Here is a 24,554-nt window from a genome sequence, read left to right as displayed (position 1 = left end):
AGCCGCGCACCACAATTCCCCAAATGGATTCTTCGTGAGGCTGGAAAATGAGCGCGCTCAAGGATGTCGAGGACTTGTCGCCGGACGAGGCGTCGGCCGAACACGGGCGGCTCGCGCGCGAAATCCGCAAACACGACCAAGCTTATTATCAGCACGATACGCCGAAGATTTCCGATGCCGCCTATGATGCGCTGCGCCACCGCCTCGAAGCGATCGAAGCGCGCTTTCCCGGCCTGGCGGCGGAGGACAGCCCGACTCGGACCGTTGGCGCCGCGCCCTCCGGCAAGTTCGGCGAGGTGCGTCATGCAAAGCCAATGCTGTCGCTCGGCAATGCCTTCAATGACGAGGATGTTGCGGACTTCATCCAGCGCGTTCGCCGCTTTCTCGGTCTCGGCGACGAGAACAGCGTCGCCTTCACGGCCGAACCCAAGATCGACGGCTTGTCGGCCAGCCTGCGCTATGAAAAAGGCGTGCTGGTCCTCGGTGCGACGCGCGGCGATGGCGAGACCGGCGAAAATGTCACGGCTAATCTGAAGACGATCGGCGGCATCCCGCACCGTATTCAAGGCGATGTTCCCGACGTGCTGGAGGTGCGCGGCGAGGTTTATATGAGCCATGCCGACTTCGCGGCCCTCAATGACCGTCAGCGCGAGATCGGCAAGCCGGAATACAAAAATCCCCGCAACGCCGCGGCTGGCTCCCTGCGCCAAATCGATGCCAGCGTGACCGCCGAGCGCGCGCTCAAATTCTATGCCTATGCCTGGGGCGAATTGAGCGAACCGCTGGCCGGCACGCAATACGATGCCGTTCAGCGCCTCGGCAAATTCGGCTTCGATATCAATCCGGACATGATCCGCTCGGATGGTCTGGAAGCCTTGCTCGAAACATATCGAGGGATCGAGAAGAAACGCGCCGATCTTGGCTATGATATTGACGGGGTGGTCTACAAGGTCGACCGGCTCGACTATCAGGAGCGCCTCGGCCAGGTGTCGCGCGCGCCGCGCTGGGCGATTGCCCACAAATTCCCCGCCGAACGGGCCACGACGCGCCTCAACGATATCGAGATCCAGGTCGGCCGCACCGGCGCGCTGACGCCGGTTGCCAAGCTCGAACCGGTCACCGTCGGCGGCGTCGTCGTCTCCAATGCGACCCTGCACAATGAGGACGAGATCGCGCGCAAGGACATCCGCATCGGCGACACGGTGGTGATCCAGCGCGCCGGCGATGTCATTCCGCAGGTCGTCGAAGTGCTGAAGGAGAATCGGCCGCACGATGCGGTCGAATTCAAACCGCTGGACGTTTGTCCCTGTCCGCTGAGAACGCCGACAGCGCGGGAGATGAATGAGCGGACCGGCAAGATGGATGCCGTCCGCCGCTGCACCGGTGAGCTCGCCTGTCCCTTCCAGAAAAAGGAACATCTGAAGCATTTCGTCTCGCGCCAGGCCTTCGACATTGAGGGCCTCGGCACCAAGCAGATCGAGGCCTTCTTCGAGGATGGCGAAATCCGCGAGCCGGCGGATATCTTCACACTGGCAGTTCGCAACGCCGAAGGCCGGCTGACCCCACCCTTGCAGGAGCGCGAGGGCTGGGGCGAAACCTCGGTGCGCAATCTTTTCGCCGCCATCGAGGAACGCCGCACGATTGGCCTAGCCCGTTTTCTCAATGCACTTGGCATCCGGCATGTGGGCGAGGGGACGGCGCGGTTACTGGCCCACGCCTACACCAGCTGGGACGGATTCAAAGCCGCAGCCATGGCGGCCTCCGCGGACGGTGAGGCGCGCGACGGATTGCTGGCAATCGACGGGGTCGGAGAAACGGCGGCCGATGCCATTGGCCGCTATTTTGCCGAGCCCCACAATCTCGAACTCCTGCAGCGGCTCGAAGATCAGATCACGATCGAAGATGCCGAGGCGGTGTCCAGCGACAGCCCGGTCGCCGGCAAGACCATCGTGTTCACCGGTTCGCTGGAACGCATGACCCGCGACGAGGCCAAGGCGAGGGCACAGTCATTGGGCGCCAAGGTGTCGGGCTCGGTGTCCGGCAAAACCGATATCCTCGTGGCCGGTCCCGGCGCCGGGTCCAAGCTGAAAAAGGCGGCCGATCTCGGCATCCAGACTCTCACCGAGGACGAGTGGTTCGACCTGATCGGCGGGTAGGGGAGAGCCGCGCCCGCTGCTCTCATTTCCCTCTCCCCGCAGGCGGGGAGAGGACAGAGGAACCGGATCAGCGATCCGCTTTCGAGGGTGAGGGGATCTTTTCCAGATAGTGCAGCGCTTCCGCCGGGATAAGTTGAATTGAGTGCAACTATTGCAATTCCCTCCGTTGGAAGGGGAAAGCGCGGCGCCGAAAACAATCCCGGCAAGGCATGAAAGGCGAATTGTGTTCGCAGAATCCCGCCGCCTTCCCCTCTCCCCGTTCGCGGGGAGAGGGAAGAGAAACCGGATCAGCGATCTGGTTTCGAGGGTGAGGGGATCTTTTCCAGATAGCGCACCGCTCCGAGGAGAGTCTCCGTCACGCCCTCGATATTGGTCAGAATGTCATCGTTCCAGAACCGCAGAACGCGCCAGCCATCGGCCTCTAAGGCCAGCGTTCGCCGTTCGTCATAGGCCTGACGGTCCGCATGCTGGCCGCCATCGGCTTCGATAATCAGCATGAGCTCCGCGCAGGCGAAATCGGCGATGTCCGGCCCGATAGGAAACTGCCGTTTGAACTTGAAACCCGCGAGCCGACGATTGCGCAGCAGATACCATAGCTTGCCTTCGGCATTGGTCTGCTCGCGTCTCAATTTCCGGGCGCGGTCTCGGTGGCGATGTCGCACCCCCTCACCCGACCCTCTCCCCCTGAAGGGGGCGAGGGAATTAATCGTTGAGGTTGAGATTAATCCACCCGCCGGTAAATCCCGTCAATGCGCATCTCTTCGCCCTCGAACTGGGCAAGATAGGCGCTCATCGCGCTTTCCAGCGTGCCGAGATCGTCGACAACGCACAGGCCCTCGCCATCGGGGGACAGCGCCAGCTCGTCGCGCGCCGCCTCGGCCAGTACCGTACAATCGGGAATGTGATAGGCGATGACATCGCCCTCATAGACCCACAAGAGGCCGAAGGAATAGGCCTCCGGCCCGTCGCGCGCCGGCACTTGTGCCAGCCAGACCGATCCGCCCATTGACCGGAAGCGCGCATTATTGTGCGGGAAATCCTCGACGCGGGAATAATAGCGGCGCTGGTGGCCCTTGCGAATCTCGCCTTCCCAGGTCGCGCCGCCCCATTCCTCGCCGGTCTCGGGATCGACCGGTGCGTGAACGTAATATCCCGTTTCGAAGGGTTCTCCTGCCAGACGGCGGGAGATCAGCTCGTCTTCCGAATAGAAGCAGCCGGCCGCCATCGCGGCGAGCGCGATGACGCCGATCAGCCGCATCAGGGCGTGGATCCCGAAACGGGTTCACACGCACGGATCAGCCAGCTTGCGACCTCACCGTCGACCAGCGGGAGCACATGTTCGCGCACTCCGGCGTGATAGGCGTCCAGCCACGCCAGTTCTTCCGGCGTCAACAGATGGACGTCGACTAGGGCTTTGTGGATCGGGGCCCAGGTCAGGTTTTCAAAGCCCATCATGGGGATGTCGCCATCCTCGATGTCTTCGGGCTCGGTCACATAGATCAGATTCTCGATCCGGATTCCGTATTCGTTTTCCTTGTAATAGCCCGGCTCATTCGAGCAGATCATGCCCGGCTGCAGGGGTTCGTCCGAGCCCGCCTTGGCGATCCGCTGGGGCCCTTCATGCACGCCAAGGAAGCTGCCGACGCCATGGCCCGTGCCATGGCCGTAATCCAGCCCCGCCATGTAAAGCGGCAGGCGCGCGAGAATGTCGAGCTGGCCGCCGGTCGTGCCTTTCGGAAAGCGGGCGAGCGCCAGCGCGATATGACCTTTCAGCACCCGCGTGAACCGGTCGCGCATCTCCGCGGTCGGTTCGCCGATCGGCACGGTACGGGTCACATCTGTGGTACCATCCGGATACTGACCGCCACTATCGACCAGATAGAGCGAGCCCGGCGTCAGCTTGAGATTGGACGCTTCCGAAACCCGGTAATGGGGCAGGGCGCCATTGGCGCCGTATCCGGAAATCGTATCGAAGGAGAAGTCCCGCAATTCGGGGATCTGATCGCGGAAGCCCGCGAGCTTTTGCGCGGCCGTGATCTCGTCGACTTCGCCGGACTGCGCATCGGTGTCGAGCCAGTGCAGGAAGCGGACGAGTGCGGCGCCGTCCCGGATATGGGCCGCTGCGGCGCCCTTCAGCTCGGCCTCATTCTTCATCGCCTTGGGGAGGGCCACCGGATCGCGCCGGCGCACCACTTGGGCGTCAGCCGCGGTCAGCGTGTCGAACACCCAGGCCGAAGCGGTCGCGGGATCGGCACTGACTTTCTGGCCCGACAGTTCTTTCAGACCGGCCTCGAACTCGCTTTCCGGCCGGATCGAAACCTCATTGCCGAGATGCGACCGGACCTCGTCGGAAACCTTGTCCGGCGCGACAAACAGCGTCGCGGTGCCGTCCTTGCGGATGATCGCGGCCCCCAGCGGCAGCGGAGACCGCATCACATCGCCGCCGCGCAGATTGAACAACCAGGCAATGGAGGCCGGCGCGGTGATCGCCGCGGCATCGGCCCCGTCTTCGGCAATCGCCTCGCCGATCCGGCTGCGCTTGGCGGCGTGATCTTCCCCGGCAAATTCCACCGGGTGCGCCACGAGCGGCGCCATCGGCGGCTCGGGCTGATTATCCCAGGCGGCATCGATCGGATTGGTGTCGACGCGCACCAGCTCGGCCCCGGCTTTCTCGGCGCCGCGCTTCAGCTTGTCGAGCGCATCCGGGCTGTGCAGTTTCGGATCATAACCGATACGGCCGCCCTTGGGGGCATTCTTGGCGAGCCAGCCACCGACACCCGCGCCGGTCAGATCTTCCAGGCTGAACAGGTCGGGATCGATCTGGGCCCGGCCCTGAACGGTGTAGCGGCCATCGACGAACACCGCGGCTTTGTCTTTCAATACAACCGCAGCACCGGCGGAGCCGGTAAAGCCCGTCGCCCAGGCAAGGCGCTCTGCCCTGTCAGGCAGGTATTCGTTGTTATACTCGTCCTCATGCGGGATGAGGAAGCCGTCGAGATCGGTTTCGGCCAGCTTTGCGCGCAACAGGGGGAGGTGGTCCCGGCCCCATTGCGGGCCGCCCTTCACCTCGAAAGATTGGGGTCTGTAATGGGTCATGGCGCGGAAACTACGCCGCAGCGCGGCGCCTTTCAATGCGTGTGTCTGCTATGCAAAAGCGGAAAGCCGGATTGAATTTTCCGCGCTTCTCAACGCGGCCGCCCGGGCGCATCTGCGGGCCACACAAGGAGTTTGCCCATGTCTTCCACCAATTGGCTTTTCGCGCTCAATGGCGGCGACGCCATGAGTCACCATCTCGACCGCACCCGCAACCGCACCGGCATCCGCCGTCGTGCCGCGACCACCGATGTCAACGCCTTCCTCGACGCGTCCGGCATCAAGGGCCGCAAGCGGTAGGGTTCAATCCATCTTTGCGGATCATCCTCTTTCCCCTCCCCCTGGTGGGGAGGGGTAGGGGTGGGGGGATATTCAGCGGATCGCGACCTCATTCACCCCACCCCGCCGATCCTGACGGATCGCCGACCCTCCCCATCAAGGGGAGGGGATGACGCACCTTCGAGATTCTCATTCGACTTTGGACCGAGCGGCTCAGCTTAGGCCGGGCCTCATACATCGCAAAAATCACCCGCAACACCGCTCCGCCGGCGCCTCGGCGAAATGCGCCCGTTCCGGCGTAACACCGTCCCCGTAATTCGTGGTCTGGCCGGTGGTGTGGAAAGTCTCCCAGGCCACCCCGTCGGGGTCGCGGATCCACGCCTTCTTCGACTCCGCATAGCAGCAATTGACTGCCTCCTGATCGAAGATCGGGCTGTCGGCCTTCACCAGGCGTTCGCGGATCAGGGCGAGCTCGTCCTCGCTGCTGGCCTCTATGCCGACATGATCAACTCCCGCTACGGTCCCCTTCGTCGAGACCGAGAAATTCACGAATGGATCGTCCAGCATCCATTTCGCATAATCGTCCTTGCGAATGACGGGCTCGGCGGCGAACAATTCATTGTAGAAGGCCACGGACTTGTCGATGTCCTTGACGGTCAGATTGACGTGAAAGCGTTTCATCGCAGCCTCCTTCAGGCGTTGGAAAAATCCTCAGCGAGTGGCCGGACGATCTCCGGCACCCCGCCGCAGCAATCGCGCATCAAAAATCCGATAAGTCCCCGCATGCCGTTGAAATCGGCCGCATAGCGGATGACCCTGCCCTCCCGCCGGCGGCGGATCAGCCCGGCGCGCGTCAGAATGCCGAGATGCGTCGACATCGTGTTCTGGCGGACATTGAGATGCGCGGCGATTTCACCTGCAGGCAAGCCATTGTCGCCGGCCTTCACCAGCAGCCGGAACACATCCAGCCGCGATTCCTGAGCCAGCGCGCCCAAGGCACCGAGAGCATTTATTTTATCCATGTATCGAGAAATATCGATATGAAGGGCGTGAGTCAAGAGGAGGGGAGAAATGTGACGGGCGGCAGGCGCGCGGAGAAAGGGGGAGCAAGCCGCGACGGATACCACATCTTTCCCCTCCCCCTGGTGGGGAGGGGTAGGGGTGGGGGGATGATTGGCGTGGCTATTGCCAGTTCACCCCACCTTGACGGCTGCGCCGTCTTCCCTCCCCATCGAGGGGAGGGGAAGCGCTTCCTCGCAAGAAAATTCATCGCGTCATCCCGGGGCACGCCAAAGGCATGAACCCGGGACCCATGCTGTGAAAGAATCGGCCCGGAAGGGGTCCCGGATCGGTCGCCATTCCCCTCTCCCCGCTGGCGGGGAGAGGGCAGAGAAACCGGATCAGCGATCCGGTTTCGAGGGTGAGGGGGCTGAGCGGGTAGCGAGTAGAGCAAAACAAAAGCTTCCATTCGTCATCCCGGGGCGCGCCGCAGGCGCGAACCCGGGACCCATGCCGAAACTCTTGCGGTCCGGAATGGGTCCCGGATCGACACTTCGTGCCGTCCGGAATGACGATCGAGGAACCACGCCTGACACCCCCGCCGGCAGCGCCGCGGGGCATAGTAAACAAGAGAGGCGCGCGGGAGGCAGGTTCGCGAACCGGATATTGAAAGCGTGTCTGTTCTTGGGGGGCTCGCAAAAGCCTCCCGCGCGGGATGTTTTGACCAGCTGTCCGGGCCGTCTTTAGGCACACCGGCATTTTGTCCAACCGGCCGGACTGTCGGGCGGGGCCCGGTACGCTGCCGGTTTTCCGGACGTCAAAGACAGCAATGGGGTCTCCATCCGGAACCTGTCGGCGCATCAATCCTGCAGGCGTTGCCCGGCCAGGGCCGTTTTCGACCCTGTCGCACCACCAGCCGCTCTTTCATGGTCCGGATCGTTAGCCCGTCCCACTCGAGGCATCCCCCTCATCCCCGAGGGTCACAGACGGCTGCAGCCCGCCTCTCTGCCGGGGACAAGGAGAGCGGAGTATAGGCGCTGCGGTGGGGGCGTGGATAAGGGGGTGAAACGCGGAAGGATGCGGCAGCTTTTCCTCCCCCGTTCACGGGGGAGGTGGCTTGAGCGAAGCGAAAGGCGGAGGGGGCAGGCGCTGACGGAAATGCCCCCCTCGTCGCTGCGCGACACTCCCCCCGTGAACGGGGGGAGAAAACACTCTACCGCCCCCACCGCACCACCAGCGTTGACCAATCCTCGATCGGATCGCGGCGCTCGACGATCATGCCCAGTGCGAGATAGGCGGCCGTCACCGCATCGGCCTGATGCTCCATCAGGCCCGACAGTATGGCGACGCTGTCCTTGTGCATCGCCTGCGCGATCCGCGGCGCCAGATCGATCAGCGGCCGGGCGAGGATATTGGCAAAGATCAGATCGAACTGGCGTGCGGTGAGCTTGATATGATCGAACCCGTCTGCGGTGCAGAAATCGATGCCCTCCGCGTCATTCTTTCTGGCATTGCGCTCGCTCTCGGCGACCGCGTCGGGATCGATATCCGTAGCCAGGATATCGGCCAGCGGCAGTGCCTTTCGGGCGGCGATCGCCAGCGCCCCGGTGCCGGTGCCGAGATCAAGCACGCTCGCCGGTGCGAACCCGTTTTCGAGCAATTGGTCGAAGGCTTCGAGGCAGCCGCGCGTCGTGCCGTGATGCCCGGTGCCGAAGGCCGGTCCGGCCTCGATCAACAACGCAATCTTGCCTTCGGGCGGCTCGTCATGGCTGCCGTGCAAGGCAAAGCGCCCGGCGATCACCGGCGGCAAGCCCATTTGCGACAGCGTCACCCAGTCTTCCTCGGGCAGGGGCTCGCAGCGGGCGTCATGGTCCTTGCCGAGCCCGGCGGTTTGGCGGACGGTCTCCGCGTCCGGCTCGACCTCGTACAGCGCTTCCAGCCAGCCCTGCGTCTCGTCGGTATCGTTCTCGAAAACAGTGACGGAAAGGGCGTCATCATTGGCATTGCCCAGCCGCTCGGCGGCGCGATAGAGCGGCCCCATCGGCCCGGTGAAGACAAGTTTCCAGAGGGTCACGTCAAAACCTCGCTGAACCTCATCCCTCCCCTTGACGGGGAGGGTGCCGCGAAGCGGCGGGAGGGGTGGAGGCCACCCCCTCCGGTCTCGCTGCGCTCGACCACCTCCCCCGTGAAGGGGGAGGATGGGTGTGCCTCCGTCCAAAGAGTCGGAGCACAAGACGGGATCAAGGCTCCGCCCTCACAAAGCTCTCCACGACCTTCTTCTCGCCGGCCTTGTCGAAGGCGACGGTCAGCTTCGCCCCGTCGGCGCGGCTGATCGTGCCGTAGCCGAACTTGTCGTGGAAACACCGGTCGCCCGGCTTCCACTTGCCGGAGCCGGCCGAGCTGGTCTCGACATAGTTCGCCTTGCCTTCAATCACCGCGGCGCTGCCCTTGCGGCCGCCGCCATGCGCCTGCTGATAGCGCTTCCAGCCGGGCGAGGTGTAGCTCGACACGAACGGGTCCGGCGTTTCCTTTACGCCCTCAAAGCCCGGTCCTGAATCGTAATAGCCAGTGTCCGAGACCGCCTCGGCATGGTCGGCGGGCAATTCATCGACAAAGCGCGACGGGATCACCGCCTGCCAGCGTCCGAAAATCATGCGGTTGGCGGTAAAGGAGATGATCGCCCGCTCGCGCGCCCGGGTCAGCCCGACATAGGCGAGGCGGCGCTCTTCCTCGAGACTTGCTGTGCCGCCCTCGTCGAGCGCCCGCTGCGAGGGAAACACCGTCTCCTCCCAGCCGGGCAGGAAGACCAGCGGAAATTCCAGCCCCTTGGCCGCGTGTAGCGTCATCAGAGACACCTCGTCCCCGTCCGAAGCGGTATCGATGTCGGCCACCAGCGAGACATGTTCGAGATAGGCTTCCAGCGTGTCGAACTCGCCCATCGAGCGGACCAGCTCCTTGAGATTGTCGAGCCGGCCGGCGGCCTGGGGCGATTTGTCCTCGCGCCACATGGCGGTGTAGCCGCTTTCATCGAGGATGATCTCGGCGAGCTCGTCATGGCGCATTGTGCCGGCCATCTCGGCCCAGCGGGCGATATCGCGCAGGAAGGTCTTCAGCCCGGTCTTGGCCGAGCCGCGGATCTCGTCGGTCTCGGTCATCAGCCGTGCCGCTTCCGCCATTGAGACGCCGGCCGCCCGCGCTGCCTGCTGCACCTTCTGCACGCTGGTCGCGCCGATGCCGCGCTTGGGCACATTGACCACGCGCTCGAAGGCGAGGTCGTCGTCGATCGAGCGCACCAGGCGGAAATAGGCATGCGCGTCGCGGATTTCGGCGCGCTCGAAGAAGCGCGGCCCGCCGATCACCTTGTAGGGAATGCCGAGCATCAGGAAGCGGTCTTCAAAAGCTCGCATTTGCCAGGAGGCGCGCACCAGCACGGCGCATTCGCGGTGATGACGGCCGCCCTTGACCCAGCTCTCGATCTCGTCGGCGACAAAGCGCGCTTCGGCCTCGCCATCCCAGATGCCGCGCACCTGGACCTTTTCGCCCGGATCGTCCTCGGTCCACAGCGTCTTGCCGAGCCGCGATTTGTTCGCCGTGATCAGGCCCGAAGCCGCGCCGAGGATATGCCCGGTCGAGCGGTAATTGCGCTCCAGCCGGATAACTTTCGCGCCCGGAAAATCGGTCTCGAAGCGGAGAATGTTGTCGACCTCGGCGCCGCGCCAGCCATAGATCGACTGGTCGTCATCGCCGACACAGCACAGATTGTGCGAACCCTGCGCCAGGAGCCGCAGCCACAGATACTGGCAGACATTCGTGTCCTGGTACTCGTCGACCAGGAGGAAGCGGAATTTCCGGTGATACTCCTTGAGCACGTCCGGATGCTTCATGAAAATCGTCAGATTGTGCAGCAGGAGATCGCCGAAATCGCAGGCGTTGAGGATTTGCAGGCGCGCCTGGTAGGCCTCGTAGAGCTTCTGTCCCGCCCCGTCAGCGAACTGGTATTTCGCATCCTCGGGCAGCTTGTCCGGCGTCAGCCCGCGATTCTTCCAGCCATCGATCAGCGCCGCCAGATAGCGCGGCGTCCAGCGCTTTTCGTCGATCCCTTCTGCCTGGATCAGCTGTTTGAGCAGTCTTTGCTGGTCGTCGGTGTCGAGAATGGTGAAGGAGGATTTCAGCCCCACCAGCTCGGCATGACGGCGCAATATCTGCGCCGCGATGGAGTGAAAGGTGCCGAGCCAGGGCAGGCCTTCGACGGCTTCGCCGATCAGCTTGCCGACGCGTTCCTTCATTTCGCGCGCCGCCTTGTTGGTGAAGGTCACCGACAGGATTTCCCACGGCCGCGCATGGCCGGTGGCGAGGATATGCGCCAGCCGTGTCGTCAGCACGCGCGTCTTGCCCGTGCCGGCGCCGGCCAGCACCAGGACCGGGCCCTCGATCGCTTCGACCGCCGAGCGTTGCTCGGGATTGAGACCGTCAAGATAGGCCGCCTCGCGCCGGGGCGGCTGCGGTCGGGCTTGCTGGGACAGGGGTGATGAGCTCATGAGAACCAGTCTAGCGCCACGATTCGCGCAAGGAGAACAAATCTAGCACAAGACTTACAGCCCTCAGCCGGATTTAAACCCGGCCTCCGTGTGACTGCCATCGCAGAAGGGCTTGTTTTTCGACTGACCGCAGCGGCACAGCGCGGCGCGTTTGCCGCGCATCGCAACCCGGCCCGAGGCGGCACGCAGCTCGAACGGGCCCTCGATCATCACCGGCCCGTCCGGCACCGAGGAAATCTTGAGCGGTCCGGCTTCGATCGTCTCTGCACCGGGGTCGCAATTAACCGGCCCACTGTCCTTGAAATCGATTTTGCCGTGGCTGCGGTCACAGAGCGGCTTGCGGCGTGAGGCGCCGCATCGGCACAGCGCCAGGCGCGGATGGGCCGGTTTGCCGTCGAGTGTCAGATCGCCGGCCACATAGAGCGGTCCGTCCGGATTGACCTGGACCTGCGCCACGCCTTTGACTTCATGCGTGTATTCGCCGTCCAGCCGGCGCGCCGTCAGGGCGCCTGTCGGACATCGCGCCACGACGCTCAAAGCGGTGTCGGCATCGACCGCATCGGGATCGCACCAAGGATCTTTCGACGCATCGAACAACACGCCCGATCCGCGGCCGCATTCCGCGGCATGGATGCATTTGTCGCGATCATAAACGATTTCGACCTTGTCGCCGGTATAGGTGCTGACGCGTTCGCGGGGCATGGCGGGCCTCCTTTTCCCGCGGCCAAGCCTGCCGCAAGACGGCTGTCCTGTCATCCAGGATCGGTCGGGCGCCGCACGCACGCCGCGCATCTTGACGTGCCAAGCGCCGCGCCCCGCGCTAGTCTATCGGCCAGTTGGAGGAGGCCGATGATCGACTTGATTGCCGCCCTGTTGTGGCTGCAGGAGACGGACACGCCCACATCTGTGGACGACCCGGCCGCCGAGGCTCTCGCCTTTTTCGAGCCGCTGTTGGGCCGGACCTGGATCATGACGGGCCAGCCGGATGGCGCGCCGGTAGACATTGTCCGCTGGGAGCGTGTCGTCGACGGCCGGATCGTGCAGTCGACGCACTCGCTTAACCATGGCGCCTATGGCGGCCGCACGCTGTATTTCTGGGACTATGAGAATGAACGCGTTGCCTATCACTATGCGACTACGGCGAATTTCTACACGACCGGCTATCTGACGCCGATCGACTCGACGACGATTGAGTCGCTTGAAACCGTACACGGCCCGATCGGTATCGACCGATTGCGGGCGCAATTCCGCCTGCGGCCGGACGGATATGAGGTGAATGTCTGAATCGAACAGGGCGGCGAGTGGACCGCGCGCCCGTCCGCCGTCTACACGCTTGCCGGGGAAGGCGTCACCGTGCGGTTTGACGGTGGCGGCTAGCGGTGCTCTTCCTCATGCGCGTCCGCCAGCGCTCTGGCATAGGCAGCATGCGCTTCGGTGCGCGTGAGATAGCCGACAACCGGCTGATCGCCCGTCCTGGCGCGCACTACCGTGCCGTCCAGCGATTCCGCCGACAGAAAACCAATGGCCTTGCCGAGATAATCGTCCTCGAACAGGCAGGGCGCGTCCTTGTCGGCATCGGCCCCCGCCTCGTCCTCTTGCAGCGGGTCCATGATGTCGCGCACCCGGATGGTTTGCAGGAGCACCCGCGCCTGGCCGCGCGACAGATCGAGGCCGCGCCGCAGGATCTGCTTGTGAAAAACGCTGCCGCCGGCCAGCGATTGGCTCAACACCGTCGCCAGCGAGACCGCGATCAGCACCGCGACGGAGGCTTCATAGCTGGCGGTCAGTTCGAACACGATCAGCGTGGTCGACAGCGGCGCGCCGAGCGCGGCTCCGGCGACAGCCCCCATGCCGACAACCGCATAAAAGGGAATGCCGGCGGTTTCCGCGCCCGTCATCGCCAACACCCCGCCGAAGGCCGCGCCCAGCATGGCGCCGAGATAGAGCGAGGGGGAAAACACGCCGCCGCCGAAGCGGAAGCCAAGCGTGATCGCCGTCGCCACGAGTTTCATGCCAACCAGAAGGATGAGAACCGGGATCGTATACCCGCCAGCCAGCGCGGTCGCCGTCGCTTCATAGCCGACGCCCAGGATTTCCGGGGAGATCAGCGCCAGCCCGCCGATCAGGATGCCGCCAATGGGTGGCAGTGCCCAGAGCGGCAGCCCGATCTGCCGCGCCGTCTGACCGATCCAGCGCGGCGTATGAACGGTGCTTAGCACGAAGGCGCTGGCGACCAGGGCACTCATCAGCCCCAGACCGATGACGCCCGGCAGGTCCAAAAGGCCGGCCGGCGACAAGGCGGGCATGGAGAAGGCCGGTGTTGCGCCGAGATGGGCGCGCGAGATCAACGCCCCGGTCACGCTGGCAATCGCGACGGGCGCGATCGAACGCAATGCATAATGGCCGAGCACGATCTCGAAGGCGAACAGCGCGCCCGCGACCGGTGCGTTGAAGCTGGCCGCCACGGCCGCCGCAGCGCCGCACGCCAGCAGAACCCGGATCGCCCGCGGCGGCAGGCGCAGCAGCCGCGCGATCAGCGAGGCGAGCGCCGCACCCAGATGGACCGCCGGTCCTTCGCGTCCCGCCGAGCCGCCGCAGCCCAGCGAGACCGCGGAGATGCCGGCCGATAATACGCCATCGGCCAGGGTGATCTGCCCGCCGCGCGCGGCCCGCGCTTCCATCACATCGGCCACCGCGCCGGTCCGGCCATCGACCAGCCAGCCACGCGAATAGCCGACATAGAGCATCGCCGAGACGATGATGCCGCCAGCAACGGGTGCGAACATGATCTGCCAGGCGGGCAGGCCCGCCACCCCGGTGACCAGCAATTCATGGTCGGCGCCGAACATCAGATAGCTGGTGACCTCGATGGCGAGGATGAAACCGAGCGCGGCATATCCGGCGAGCACGCCGATCAGCGCCCCCAGAAGCCACAGCGCCGGCGACCGGCCTTCGGTCCATTGCCGCGAAAACCATGCGATGGGTGAAAAGCGGGGCGACTCGGTCACCGTCTTTTTGAACGCCTGCCCGTCGGATGCGTCAAGGGCGGCCGTCGAGATGGCGGGCGTTTCGAAGCTCCGGGAAGAGCTTGGCCCAGATCGCCGCGATGGCGATCGTGCCGACGCCTCCGGCGATCACCGTCGCCTTGGCGCCGATCAGGAAGGCGGTGAGACCGGCGCGGAATTCCCCCAGCTCGTTGGACGCGCCGATAAACAGCATGTTGACGGCATTGACGCGGCCGCGCAGCCGGTCGGGCGTCCACAACTGCACCAGGGTTTCGCGGATATAGACGCTGATCATGTCGGCCCCGCCGGCAATCATCAGAGCGGCCACGGACAGCCACACCAGTTCCGACACCCCGAACACGACAATGGCGGCGCCGAACAGCGCGACGAAGACAAACAGGAACAGACCGGCATGATCGCGGATCGGATTGACCGCGAGATAGAGCGCCACGGCGACCGCGCCGATACCCTGGCTGGACCTTAGAAGGCCAAGCCCGAAGGGCCCGACGTCCAGAATGTCGCGCGCGAAGACCGGCAGGAGCGCCACCGCGCCGCCGACCAGCACGGCAAAAAGATCGAGCGACAGCGCGCCCAGCACGATCTTCTCTTTCCAGATATAGCGGAAGCCCGCGAGGAGGGTGTTCCAGCTGCGCGGTTCGGTCTCGGTATGCTGTTCCGGCTTCGGAATTTGGGTGGCCAGAAAGGCCGCCAGGCAGAGGAGGGCTGTGGCACTGCCATAGGCCGCCAGCGGAGACACTCCGTAGAGCAGCCCGCCCGCGACCGGGCCGACAATGGTGGTCAATTGCCAGGCAGACGAGTTGAGCGCGATGGCCCGCGACAACAGGGCCGGCGGCACGATATTCGGAAGCAGGGCCTGTACGGCGGGCCCGCGGAAGGCCCGGGCGATGCCGAAGATGACGAGCAGGGCATAGATCAACGCGACCTGGCGGCTGCCGGCGAAGGTGAAGGCCAGCAGAGCGGCGGACACTGCCGCAGAAATCAGAAGCGTGACGATCATGATGCCGCGCCGCGACAATCGGTCGGCTGCAGCGCCGGTGACGAGAACGAGCAATAGCGCCGGCGCAAACTGCGACAGGCCGATCAGGCCGAGATCGAGCGGATTGCGGGTGATGTCATAGACCTGCCAGCCCAGCGCCACGACCTGAATCTGGACCGCGAAGGAGGTCAGCGACCTGGCCAGCCAGTAGATCAGATAGGGCGTGTGCCGGAACACCGCCCATTGCGGCTGAACCGAGTCGCGCGAGGACATAGGCGCTTAGAGCGCGCCCTGAAACGCCGGTCAAGTTGCGTCTTGACATGAAATCAAAAGGTATCATAAAAGCGAAACCATTCGGTTTCATGAGGAAAGTATGCAGAGCGTATTCAAGGCGATCGCGGATCCGACGCGGCGGCGGATTTTGGGGCTGCTGGCGGAACGCGAAATGTCCATCGGCGAGGTCGCCGAGCAATTCGACATCAGCCGGCCGGCCATCGCGAAACATCTCCATATACTCGAAGCGGGCGATCTTATCCGTGTCGAGCCCAGGGGGCGTGAGCGCGTGAACCGGCTCAATCCCCTGCCGCTGCGCCAGGTCGCCGAATGGCTGGCCTTCTTCGACCGCTATTGGGACGACAAGCTCGACACTCTCAAAACCGCATTGGAGCAATACAATGACCGCGATCATTGAGAAAACCGTATTCCTGCGCGCCAGCCCGGAAAAGGTCTGGGATTTCCTGACCCAACCCGATGCGCTGGAGCGTTGGTTCCATCGCAGCAATGTGCCGCTAGAGGCGGGCAAGGCTTACGAGCTGCTCGGCGAGGATGGTGAGGCTGTCTGCTGGGGCAGGGTGGTGACCGCCGACCCGCCGACGACCCTCGTCTACACCTTCACGCACAATCATCTGAAAGGCCACGAGTCGCGCGTTCAATGGACACTCGAGGCGGTCGACGGCGGCACCCGCTTGTCGCTTCGGCACGATGGATTCGACGGCGCGCAAGTCTCCGAATTCGAAATGCTGTGTGGTCACGATGCCGGCTGGGACGAGCATTTCGGACGCTTGCGCGAAGCTGCCAGCGCTGGAGCTTGACTCAAACGTAAGTAAGTACTAACGTAAGTCATGGCTTACGGAAAGAGTCTCACCATTCTCGCAGACCCGACACGGCGCGCCGTGTTCGAACATCTGCAGCGCGGACCGGCCGCGGCAGGCGATCTCGCCCGGCATTTTCCCGTAAGCCGTCCGGCGATCTCGCAGCATCTCAACGCACTGCTCGACGCCGGTCTGGTGGAGGTGGAACGGCGAGGCACGAAGCGGATCTACTCGATCCGGCTGGCCGGGCTCGAAGAGCTTCGCAGCTGGATTGAAGGGTTCTGGGAGACGGCGCTCGCCCGATACAAGGAGGCGCTGGAACGCCATGAACACAATGACCAATGAGAAGCTCGCCCCGATCGAGAAAACGATCACGGTTGAGCGCGATGCGGAAACAGCTTTCCGCTTTTTTACCGAAGGTTTCGACAAGTGGTGGCCGAAGGAAACCCATTCCATCGGCGCGGACCGTCACGGGGTCACGCCGGAACGCGTGGCCGTCGAGCCGGGTGTGGGCGGCCGGATCTATGAAACCGCCGCCGACGGCACGCAAGCCGGCTGGGGCCGGATCCGCGTCTGGGAGCCGGGCCGCCGCCTGGTGTTTTCCTGGGGATTCGACAAGCCGGAGGACCAGCACACCGAGGTTGAGGTGATATTCACTCCGACAGGAGAAAGCCAGACCCGGATCGATCTCGTCCATCGCGACTGGGAGAAAGACCCGAAGGGCGCCGAATTGCGGCCCAACTACAATAAAGGGTGGGAGCCGGTCATGGCGAACCTGCTCAAACAGTGTCACGCGCACGCCTGACCCGTTTTTCCTTGGCGGATGGGGGTGGCCACGCCATCATCCGCCAAAAGGGGGAGAGCATGCGTTTGTTTTCGATCATCGTCGGCTTTGCCGGCCTTTCGGCTGTGGCCGGGGCGCAGGACCTGGCGACCGACCGCAGCGAATTCACCCGGCTGGAAAATTGCGAGGATCGCGATCCGGGTGATCTCGCGCCCTATCTGCAGGTCTGTGAAGGGCTTGGCGGACGCGAGATCTGGCTGCCCTATAGCGAGCACTCGTCCGCCATGGCGATTGGGCACAACGGAATCGATGCCCAGTTCGACGAGCGCCCGCAACTCGGCGGGCTCGACATGATCATCGGTCCGGTTATCGACTGGCGCCTTGCCGAGGGCGAAAACGAGCCTTACGCGGCCATTGTGCGCTATCGGGGCATGACGCCGAATTACAATTCCGAAACCGGTGAATACACCGGCGGCGTCACCACAAACGCCAACGTGCTTGTCGTCATAGCGCTGCGCGAGGACGGCCCGGTGAGCGCCTGTCATATTGCCTATATCGATGCGATGCAGGTGCCGGATGCGAATGCGCGTGCGCATGCGCTGGCCGCCGATCTCGCCGCTGGATTTCGCTGTGGCCAGGATCCGGTCCGCTATGTCGACGCCGACAATCCGGACCGGGACTGAACCCGCTTGAGCGCGAATACCCGGCAGGCGGACGACAGCGGCTGGTCCGGATTGAGCGCGGCGCGCGCCGTGTCGATTTCGCGGACAAGGGCGGCCAGCGGCAGGGCCCGGCTCTCCGCCACCTCGTCCAGCACCGCCCAGAATTCCGGCTCCAGGGCCAGGCTGGTGCGGTGACCGGCAATCGAGATCGAGCGTTTCACGAGCATGTGGCTTGCCTTTCGTGCCGCTAGATCATCCGATATCGGCGTGACCGGCAAGGAGGCCGAACATGCGTTCGTTCAAGGACATTGAAGCGCTCGCTATCGAGCATCATGGCACCCGTGAAGCGGTGGCGGCAAAACTCGGCCGGCCGTTGCCGGCGAAAGAGCTCACCGCGATCCCCGATGATCGCTGGCTCGCCGGCATGGCCAAGGCGGTGTTTTCCGCCGGCTTTGTCTGGAAAGTGATCGAAGCCAAATGGGACGGGTTCGAGGCCGCCTTTGACGGGTTCGATCCCGGCAAGGTCGCGCTCTATTCCGACGATGACATTGCGCGTCTCGTGTCCGACGAGCGCATTGTCCGCAACGGTCAGAAGATCGTGGCCACGGTCAAGAACGCGCAATTCATCCAGGAAATTGCCGCCGAGCAGGGCGGGTTTGGCGCCTTCCTGGCGGGCTGGCCGGCCTCGGATCAGATCGGCCTGCTGGACGTGTTCGCCAAGCGCGGTTCCCGGCTCGGTGGCAGCACGGGTCAGTACTTCCTGCGCTTTTCCGGTTGGGATGCGTTCATCGCTTCCGGCGATGTGGTCAAGGCGCTGATCCGCGAGGGCGTGATCGACAAGCCCCCGACCTCGAAGGGTGCGATGAAGAAGGTGCAGGCCGCCTTTAGTCACTGGGCCGAGGAAAGCGGGCGCTCGCAGACAGAAATTTCACGATTGCTGGCATTGAGCGTCGGTTGATTGCAGAAGCATTGCATCTGAAGACACGTTTGTGCGCATCTCGAAGCTGACCGAAAACGAGAGGCTCTGCAGACATGTCCTTTTGGCGCACCATTACCTGGCCGTTCCGCATCATTCCCTGGTGGGGCTATCTGATCGGGCTGGCCATCCTGGCCTGGTTTGGCCGCGGCGTCCTGTTGATTGGCGCGACGATCATCGCCTTTCACCCGATCCCGGTCTCCCCGCTCTTCCAGGGTGAGCCGGAAACCGTGGCGCAAGCCCGCTTGCAGGACCTCGAGCATTTCGATCATGTCCGACGCAATGAGCGCTCGTTCGATGCCGAAAGCCGGCAAGCCTTCGCCGACGCCATCGATGCGTTGGCGGCACGCGCCGCGACCCTGACCGATGCGGAATTCCAGCTCGAACTGGCGCGCCTGCAGGCACGGATCGACAACGGTCATTCGAACGCATCAGCGACCCGCATGGTGCAACCGTTTCCGCGCCTCCCAATCCGCTCGGCCTGGTTCGCCGGTGAACTGCGTGTCCTGCGCGCCCTGCCGGGTCATCAGGCGATGCTCGGTGCGCAAATCACGGCGATCAATGGCATTTCGGCGGACGCGGCGGTCTGGGCTTTCCGCGACGCGTTCGGCGGGGTCGATGAGAGCTATCTGACCTTCGCGCCGCTGCTGCTGGAATCCCCGGACTATCTGGCCGCGGTGGGTATGGCAGCGGAGATCACGACGCTGGAGGTGATCCTGACGGACGGATCGACCCAGATCGTGACGCTCGAAGAGGTGCCGCCTTCGGCCGATGGCGAACGCGTCTTTTCCGGAGACCTTCTGCAGCCCTGGCGGCGGGAACACGATCAATGGCGCGTCTTCGAGCCGGCCGGGGATCCGCTTTATCTGCGTCACCCGGACAACGCCTACTGGTTCGAAGCGCTGCCCGATGGTGAGACCGTCTATGTGTCGCTCCGCGCCAATCTCGACGATGATAGCGGTGAGCCGTTGAGCGCCTGGGTCGCGCGCGCCGAAGCGGAAATCCGCGCACTGGCCCCTCGCACCATCATCGTGGATCAGCGCTTCAATGGCGGTGGCGATCTCACTCAGACCGAGCCGCTGATGACGGCGCTGGGCGACATTGTCGGCGAGGACGGCCGGGTCTACCTGCTCGCCTCCGGCAACACCTTCTCGGCCGGCATCGTCAATCTGGCGATGGCCAAGGAAGCCGGGCCGGACCGCACATACCTCGTCGGCGAACCGATCGGCGACCGGCTGCAATTCTGGGCCGAGGGCTGGTGGTTCTCACTGCCGAATTCCGGCTTCCGTGCGCGCTATTCAACCGGGTTCTACGACCTGCAGAATGGTTGCGAGGGGATTTTCATCTGCCATTGGGGCAGCCTTCACATCTTCCCGGTCATCGTCGACGATCTCGATATCGATATTTCCGCACCGCTGACGTTCGAGGCCTATGCCGCCGGCCGCGATCCGGCGATGGAAGCGGTGTGGGCGGATTTGGAAGGGTAGTTTTCCTCCCCCGTTCACGGGGGAGGTGGCAGCGAAGCTGACGGAGGGGGCCATCGCCCCCTCGGTCCTCCGGACCACTCCCCCCGCAAGCAGGGGGAGAAAAAGATTATTTCGGCTTGATCATGTCCGCCGGGATCACCACGCGGTCGAATTCCTCCGCCGTGACGAATCCCAGCTTCACCGCCTCTTCCTTCAGCGTCGTGCCGTTCTTGTGCGCGGTTTTGGCCACCGTGGTCGCATTGTCATAGCCGATGGTCGGCGCCAGCGCCGTCACCAGCATCAGCGACTTTTCCATCAGGTCGGTGATCCGGTCCTCATTGGCGACGATGCCGACAACGCAGCGCTCGGTGAAGGACACGCAGGCATCCGACAGGATGCGGATCGATTGCAGCATGTTGTAGGCCATCATCGGCTTGAACACGTTGAGTTCGAAATGCCCCTGCGCGCCGCCGACGGTGATCGCGACATGATTGCCCATCACCTGGGCGCAGACCATGGTCAGCGCCTCGCACTGGGTCGGATTGACCTTGCCCGGCATGATTGACGAGCCCGGCTCGTTTTCCGGCAGCGAAATCTCGCCCAGCCCGCAGCGCGGCCCGGAACCCATCAGCCGGATATCATTGGCGATCTTGTTGAGCGAGGCGGCCAGCGTATTGAGCGCGCCATGGGCGGACACGTAAGCATCGTGCGCCGCCAGCGCCTCGAACTTGTTCGGCGCCGTCTTGAAGGGCAGGCCGGTATAGTTCGCCACGTCCTCGGCAAACGCCGTGTCGAAGCCCGGCTTGGCGTTGATGCCGGTGCCGACGGCGGTACCGCCCTGGGCGAGGTAGAAGAGATAGTCGAGCCCTTCCTTGACCCGCTGCATGCCGAGATCGAGCTGCGCGACATAGCCGGAAAACTCCTGGCCGAGCGTCAGCGGTGTGGCATCCTGCAAGTGCGTGCGGCCGATCTTGATGATGTCCTTGAAGCTTGCTGCCTTGTCGTTGAGCGCATTGCGCAGCGTCTGCAGCGCTGGCAGCAGACGGTGATGCATCTCCTCGGCGGCCGCGATGTGCATCGCCGTCGGGAAGGTGTCGTTCGAGGATTGCGAGCGATTGACATGATCGTTCGGGTGGACCGGGTCCTTGGAACCAACTTCGCCGCCGAGAATCTGGATAGCGCGATTGGAAACCACCTCGTTGACATTCATGTTCGACTGCGTGCCCGACCCGGTCTGCCAGACCGAAAGCGGGAAATGATCGTTCAGCTTGCCCTCGGCGACTTCCTGCGCCGCCTGCGCAATCGCATCGGCCAGCTCCGGTTCGAGATTGTCGAACGCCTTGTTCACACGCGCCGAGGAGCGCTTGATGATACCCAATGCGCGGATCATCGGCGCCGGCATGGTCTCCTCGCCGATCGCGAAATTGATGAGGGAGCGGGCCGATTGGGCGCCGTAGAGCTTGTCGGACGGAACCTCGAGCGGGCCAAAGCTGTCGGTTTCGGTGCGGGTTTCGCTCATCGCGGGAGGCTCCTTGCGCAATGGCCGGGATCGGCAGATGGTGACTGACAAATCGATTCGGACGTGTATCACCCGTACACCATGGATCAAGACGACAAACTGGATTGGATCGGGAAAGGACGGGTTCAGGCCGCGATGTCTGGTGACAGCCTTCATCTGCGCGTTGACGCGCTGACCTCGCAATCGAAACGCTTCAAGACGCTGATCGGCGAGTTTTTCCGGACTGAATTCAAGCGCGTGCGCCCGAAATACGGCCCCTATGAGGTCGAGATCCGCATCGAGCGCACCGAGCATTCCCCCGTGCACGATGTCGACAATGTCGCCAAGGCGGTGCTCGACGCATTGACCGGCTGCGTCTTCCACGATGACAGCCAGGTCGAGAAACTGATGGTCGAGAAGGTCCTCGCGGACCGCGCCCGCGTGAAGGTCAGGGCGCGGCCCCTGAACCGGGACGCTTCGCAGTCCCTGTCAGTCGGGGATCCAAATGTTTGAGAACATAAAAAAGGAACTCGACGACATTAAGAACCAGCCCGCAGGCCGCAAGAGTTCCAGTACTTCGTCGGCAACGGTTGATCGCCGTGATGCGCCGATTGATGACGATAGCCCGTTCCCGGAAATTGCCCGCAAGAAATTGTCAGATGCTACGATTAGGGACTTGCGGCGCACTGTCACTCGAGGTGTAGTTTTCGGACTGTTTTTCTGGTCTCTGTGGGTGGCACTCGCTTGGCTTGTATTCTGGCTATTCGTGATTTCGGCCTTGCCTAGGTTCTAGTCGGATAATCGAGCATTCAGCGCCGACCGCCGGCCAGCTTCACCGCTTCCGGCCGGGCCCGCAGCCGCGCCATTGCCCAGATGCCGAACGCCGGACCGATCGCCAACGGAATGAAGGCGTAGGTCCAGCCGGCAAAATCGATCCATAGGGGCAGCAGCTGGATGAGCAGCGCGGTCAGTGCGAACCCCATCGCGGTTTGCAGGGTCAACAGCGTGCCGCTCCGCTCCGGCGGCGACAATTCTGCGATGGCGGCAGAGAACTGCGCGCTGTCGGCGATCACGCTGATCCCCCAGACGAGCATCACCGGCACCAGCAGCCAGGCCGGCGCGCCGAACAGGAAGCCGGAAACAAGCGCGCATGCACCGCTCACCGCCATGGCCAGCATGGTGATGGCTGTGCGGCCATGGCGATCGGCCGCCCGTCCGGCGGCCACGCAGCCAAGGGCTCCAACGGCGATCACCGCAAAGGCGGTCAGGTCAGCGGGGAATGCGTCGGCGAAATAGGCGTGCAGGAAGACCGGCACCCAGGCCCACATCGCATAAAGCTCCCACATGTGGCCGAGATAGCCGAGATTGGCATAGCGCAGCGCCGGGTCGCGGAAGGCGATGAAAATCGCGCCGGGATCGAAGCGCACGCCGGTGCGCATCGCCGGGCCGTTCGCGGCCATCAGGATCATCGCCGCCGCCAGGAAGGCCGCCCCCGCGCTCAAGAAGAAGGGGGCCTGCCAGCCTGTCCCATCGGACAGCAGGGTAAAGGCGAAGGGCGTCGCCGATCCGAGTGTCAGCGCGCCGACCAAGAGGCCGATCAGCCAGCCCGCATCGCCTTTCGCCCAGCCCATGGCGAGCTTCATGCCGACCGGATAGACCAGCGCCAGTGAGGCTCCCGCGAGGCCGCGCAGGGCGATCATCGCAGCACCGCCCGGCTCGACGAGTGTCGCAAGGAGGTTGGCGAAGGCCGCGGCGATCGCGCCTGCGGCGAACACCCGGCGCGGATCATATCGGTCGGACAGGCCAAGGATCGCGCTGATCAATGCGCCCAGCACGAAACCGGTCTGCACCGAGCTCGTGAGCGCCGCTTGCGAACCGCGCCCCAGCTCGCCCGCGACGAGCAGACCGGGCAGGGCGGCGGTTCCGGCGAACCAGACCGACAGCGCGAGCACCTGGGCCGCGATGATGAGCGTCAGGGACCGGGCTCTAGAGCCCACGTTCGGCCTTGATCCGCTTCACTTCGCTGTGCGGCTTGTGGAAGCAGGTTGCACTGGCCTTGGCGAGGAGGCGGTCCTCGGCGTCCCACAGCCAGCCTTCGGTGAAGAAGAACTGCTTGCCCTTCTTGATCACCTGGCCCTTGGATTTCAGCGGGCCCGGCCACACCGGCGAGATGAAGCTGGTCTTCATTTCCAGCGTCGGCACCACCCCGTCAAACCCGGCCACCGTGATCGCGGCCAAAGACATCACATCATCGAGCATCGCCGTCACCATGCCGCCCTGCACCGCGCCGGTCGGACTGGAGACGCGCTTGTCGGGTTCCCAGCCGGCCTCGAACCACATCTCCTCGCAATTCAATTCGATGAATTTGAAGCCGAGCAGTTCGGAATAGAAAAGCTGGTTGGGTGATTCCGTGAAGAAGCGGCGGATCGTCGCTTCGTCCCAGGGCGGTTTGGGAAACGTCATTTCTTGCGGAAGCTGTCGAGGCTCACAACCTCGGCCCCATCGCCAGACGCCTTGGCGGTTTTCTTCGGCGCGTCCTTGGCCTTCTCGGATTTTTTCGCCTTTGCCGCCGGCTTTTCCAGTTTCGCCGGTTCTGGGGCTTCGGCCTCGGTATCGTCTTCCGCGATGGCCTGCATCATCGGTTCGAACTGCAAGTGGAAGCCGACCGACGGATCGTGGAAGCGATTGACGGCGGAATAGGGGACTTTGAGATATTTCGGCACACCGCCGAATTTTAACGTCACCTCGAAGAAATCGTCCTGCGGATTGAGGTCCCAGAACTGGTGTTCCAGGACGATCGTCATTTCCTCGGGATATTTCGACTTCAGGCTGTCATCGATATCGACACCGGCGGCCTCGGTCTTGAAGCTGATATAGAAATGGTGTGCGCCCGGCAGCCCGTCGGGGCCCGCCGCGCGAATCAACGCTTCCCGAATGACGCCTCGTAGGGCTTCCTGCGCCAGCAAATCGTAGCGCATAAGGTCAGTCGCCACGATGAACTCCCCCATTA

The 24,554-nt window shown here is 63.8% G+C and carries 26 protein-coding genes; 11 read left to right on the top strand and 15 right to left on the bottom strand.

Annotation, left to right across the window (positions count from 1 at the left end; all coding sequences use genetic code 11):
* The first annotated feature begins 47 nt into the window (after positions 1-47).
* Positions 48-2,156 (top strand): NAD-dependent DNA ligase LigA, encoded by a 2,109-nt coding sequence (gene ligA / locus ACO08C_RS03305; protein WP_421787531.1) that lies wholly within the window; start codon positions 48-50, stop codon positions 2,154-2,156.
* Between the two features lie 287 nt (positions 2,157-2,443).
* On the opposite strand, the gene ACO08C_RS03300 is transcribed toward ligA, so the two are convergent.
* The 3 genes from ACO08C_RS03300 to ACO08C_RS03290 all read right to left on the bottom strand — a co-directional run bounded on the left by ACO08C_RS03300 (position 2,444) and on the right by ACO08C_RS03290 (position 5,252).
* Entirely contained in the window at positions 2,444-2,785 is a 342-nt protein-coding gene (locus ACO08C_RS03300) for an endonuclease domain-containing protein (RefSeq protein WP_421787529.1), read from the bottom strand.
* A 92-nt stretch (positions 2,786-2,877) separates the two neighbouring features.
* Entirely contained in the window at positions 2,878-3,414 is a 537-nt protein-coding gene (locus ACO08C_RS03295) for a hypothetical protein (protein ID WP_421787527.1), read from the bottom strand.
* On the bottom strand, positions 3,414-5,252 hold the full coding sequence (locus tag ACO08C_RS03290; RefSeq protein WP_421787525.1) for an aminopeptidase P family protein: 1,839 nt from the start codon (positions 5,250-5,252) through the stop codon (positions 3,414-3,416). The genes ACO08C_RS03295 and ACO08C_RS03290 overlap by 1 nt, the downstream gene beginning before the upstream one ends.
* Before the next feature lie 138 nt (positions 5,253-5,390).
* Here ACO08C_RS03290 and ACO08C_RS03285 point away from each other — a divergent pair, with 138 nt between their 5' ends.
* Positions 5,391-5,549 carry a hypothetical protein gene (locus tag ACO08C_RS03285; RefSeq protein WP_421787523.1) on the top strand — a complete coding sequence of 53 codons (159 nt, stop codon included), beginning with the start codon at positions 5,391-5,393 and terminating at the stop codon, positions 5,547-5,549.
* 225 nt (positions 5,550-5,774) lie between these two features.
* On the opposite strand, the gene ACO08C_RS03280 is transcribed toward ACO08C_RS03285, so the two are convergent.
* The 5 genes from ACO08C_RS03280 to ACO08C_RS03260 all read right to left on the bottom strand — a co-directional run bounded on the left by ACO08C_RS03280 (position 5,775) and on the right by ACO08C_RS03260 (position 11,767).
* The gene (locus ACO08C_RS03280; RefSeq protein ID WP_421787521.1) at positions 5,775-6,209 is read right to left on the bottom strand and encodes an ArsI/CadI family heavy metal resistance metalloenzyme; all 435 of its coding nucleotides are present in this window, start codon (positions 6,207-6,209) and stop codon (positions 5,775-5,777) included.
* A gap of 11 nt (positions 6,210-6,220) precedes the next feature.
* A complete protein-coding gene (locus tag ACO08C_RS03275) occupies positions 6,221-6,550 on the bottom strand; it encodes an ArsR/SmtB family transcription factor (protein ID WP_421787519.1) in 330 nt (109 codons plus the stop codon).
* Between the two features lie 1,190 nt (positions 6,551-7,740).
* Positions 7,741-8,601 carry a 50S ribosomal protein L11 methyltransferase gene (locus ACO08C_RS03270; protein WP_421787517.1) on the bottom strand — a complete coding sequence of 287 codons (861 nt, stop codon included), beginning with the start codon at positions 8,599-8,601 and terminating at the stop codon, positions 7,741-7,743.
* A 166-nt stretch (positions 8,602-8,767) separates the two neighbouring features.
* Positions 8,768-11,065: an ATP-dependent helicase gene (locus ACO08C_RS03265; protein WP_421787515.1), complete on the bottom strand. Its 2,298-nt coding sequence runs from the start codon at positions 11,063-11,065 to the stop codon at positions 8,768-8,770.
* Between the two features lie 63 nt (positions 11,066-11,128).
* Positions 11,129-11,767, bottom strand: a complete 639-nt coding sequence (locus tag ACO08C_RS03260) for a CDGSH iron-sulfur domain-containing protein (protein ID WP_421787513.1) — start codon at positions 11,765-11,767, stop codon at positions 11,129-11,131.
* A gap of 147 nt (positions 11,768-11,914) precedes the next feature.
* Here ACO08C_RS03260 and ACO08C_RS03255 point away from each other — a divergent pair, with 147 nt between their 5' ends.
* Positions 11,915-12,349 carry a hypothetical protein gene (locus ACO08C_RS03255; protein ID WP_421787511.1) on the top strand — a complete coding sequence of 145 codons (435 nt, stop codon included), beginning with the start codon at positions 11,915-11,917 and terminating at the stop codon, positions 12,347-12,349.
* An 89-nt stretch (positions 12,350-12,438) separates the two neighbouring features.
* Here the strand turns inward: ACO08C_RS03255 and ACO08C_RS03250 are convergent, their stop codons facing one another.
* Entirely contained in the window at positions 12,439-14,073 is a 1,635-nt protein-coding gene (locus ACO08C_RS03250) for a chloride channel protein (protein WP_421787510.1), read from the bottom strand.
* A gap of 31 nt (positions 14,074-14,104) precedes the next feature.
* Positions 14,105-15,340: an MFS transporter gene (locus tag ACO08C_RS03245; RefSeq protein WP_421787508.1), complete on the bottom strand. Its 1,236-nt coding sequence runs from the start codon at positions 15,338-15,340 to the stop codon at positions 14,105-14,107.
* Positions 15,341-15,440: 100 nt separating this feature from the next.
* On the opposite strand from ACO08C_RS03245, the gene ACO08C_RS03240 reads away from it, so the two are divergent.
* From ACO08C_RS03240 to ACO08C_RS03220, 5 genes are read left to right on the top strand one after another with little or no spacing between them, the layout of a single operon-like run.
* A complete protein-coding gene (locus tag ACO08C_RS03240; protein ID WP_421787506.1) occupies positions 15,441-15,758 on the top strand; it encodes an ArsR/SmtB family transcription factor in 318 nt (105 codons plus the stop codon).
* Entirely contained in the window at positions 15,742-16,158 is a 417-nt protein-coding gene (locus ACO08C_RS03235; RefSeq protein ID WP_421787502.1) for an SRPBCC family protein, read from the top strand. Before ACO08C_RS03240 ends, ACO08C_RS03235 begins: the two co-directional genes overlap by 17 nt.
* A gap of 30 nt (positions 16,159-16,188) precedes the next feature.
* Positions 16,189-16,503, top strand: a complete 315-nt coding sequence (locus tag ACO08C_RS03230) for an ArsR/SmtB family transcription factor (protein WP_421787500.1) — start codon at positions 16,189-16,191, stop codon at positions 16,501-16,503.
* The gene (locus ACO08C_RS03225; RefSeq protein WP_421787498.1) at positions 16,484-16,963 is read left to right on the top strand and encodes an SRPBCC domain-containing protein; all 480 of its coding nucleotides are present in this window, start codon (positions 16,484-16,486) and stop codon (positions 16,961-16,963) included. Before ACO08C_RS03230 ends, ACO08C_RS03225 begins: the two co-directional genes overlap by 20 nt.
* Before the next feature lie 59 nt (positions 16,964-17,022).
* A complete protein-coding gene (locus ACO08C_RS03220; RefSeq protein WP_421787496.1) occupies positions 17,023-17,625 on the top strand; it encodes a hypothetical protein in 603 nt (200 codons plus the stop codon).
* On the opposite strand, the gene ACO08C_RS03215 is transcribed toward ACO08C_RS03220, so the two are convergent.
* Positions 17,592-17,831 carry a ribbon-helix-helix domain-containing protein gene (locus ACO08C_RS03215; protein ID WP_421787494.1) on the bottom strand — a complete coding sequence of 80 codons (240 nt, stop codon included), beginning with the start codon at positions 17,829-17,831 and terminating at the stop codon, positions 17,592-17,594. The two genes, ACO08C_RS03220 and ACO08C_RS03215, sit on opposite strands and share 34 nt — an antisense overlap.
* A gap of 62 nt (positions 17,832-17,893) precedes the next feature.
* Between ACO08C_RS03215 and ACO08C_RS03210 the strand changes: the two genes are divergently transcribed.
* The gene (locus tag ACO08C_RS03210; RefSeq protein WP_421787492.1) at positions 17,894-18,562 is read left to right on the top strand and encodes a DNA-3-methyladenine glycosylase I; all 669 of its coding nucleotides are present in this window, start codon (positions 17,894-17,896) and stop codon (positions 18,560-18,562) included.
* A gap of 74 nt (positions 18,563-18,636) precedes the next feature.
* Positions 18,637-20,067 (top strand): hypothetical protein, encoded by a 1,431-nt coding sequence (locus ACO08C_RS03205; protein ID WP_421787490.1) that lies wholly within the window; start codon positions 18,637-18,639, stop codon positions 20,065-20,067.
* A gap of 106 nt (positions 20,068-20,173) precedes the next feature.
* Here ACO08C_RS03205 and fumC read toward each other — a convergent pair whose 3' ends face one another.
* Positions 20,174-21,565, bottom strand: coding sequence for a class II fumarate hydratase (gene fumC / locus ACO08C_RS03200; RefSeq protein WP_421787489.1), 1,392 nt, complete (start codon positions 21,563-21,565; stop codon positions 20,174-20,176).
* Between the two features lie 81 nt (positions 21,566-21,646).
* Between fumC and ACO08C_RS03195 the strand changes: the two genes are divergently transcribed.
* Positions 21,647-22,057 (top strand): RusA family crossover junction endodeoxyribonuclease, encoded by a 411-nt coding sequence (locus ACO08C_RS03195; protein ID WP_421787487.1) that lies wholly within the window; start codon positions 21,647-21,649, stop codon positions 22,055-22,057.
* A gap of 296 nt (positions 22,058-22,353) precedes the next feature.
* On the opposite strand, the gene ACO08C_RS03190 is transcribed toward ACO08C_RS03195, so the two are convergent.
* From ACO08C_RS03190 to ACO08C_RS03180, 3 genes are read right to left on the bottom strand one after another with little or no spacing between them, the layout of a single operon-like run.
* Complete coding sequence (locus ACO08C_RS03190) at positions 22,354-23,541, bottom strand: MFS transporter (RefSeq protein ID WP_421787485.1); 1,188 nt, start codon at positions 23,539-23,541, stop codon at positions 22,354-22,356.
* Complete coding sequence (locus tag ACO08C_RS03185) at positions 23,531-24,007, bottom strand: PaaI family thioesterase (protein ID WP_421787483.1); 477 nt, start codon at positions 24,005-24,007, stop codon at positions 23,531-23,533. The genes ACO08C_RS03190 and ACO08C_RS03185 overlap by 11 nt, the downstream gene beginning before the upstream one ends.
* Positions 24,004-24,537, bottom strand: a complete 534-nt coding sequence (locus ACO08C_RS03180) for an SspB family protein (protein WP_421787481.1) — start codon at positions 24,535-24,537, stop codon at positions 24,004-24,006. Before ACO08C_RS03180 ends, ACO08C_RS03185 begins: the two co-directional genes overlap by 4 nt.
* Between the last annotated feature and the right edge of the window lie 17 nt (positions 24,538-24,554).

It is taken from the genome of Hyphobacterium sp. (genome assembly GCF_965229905.1).
Taxonomy (GTDB): Bacteria; Pseudomonadota; Alphaproteobacteria; order Caulobacterales; family Maricaulaceae; genus Hyphobacterium.
This window is presented reverse-complemented; position numbering and strand designations above follow the sequence as displayed.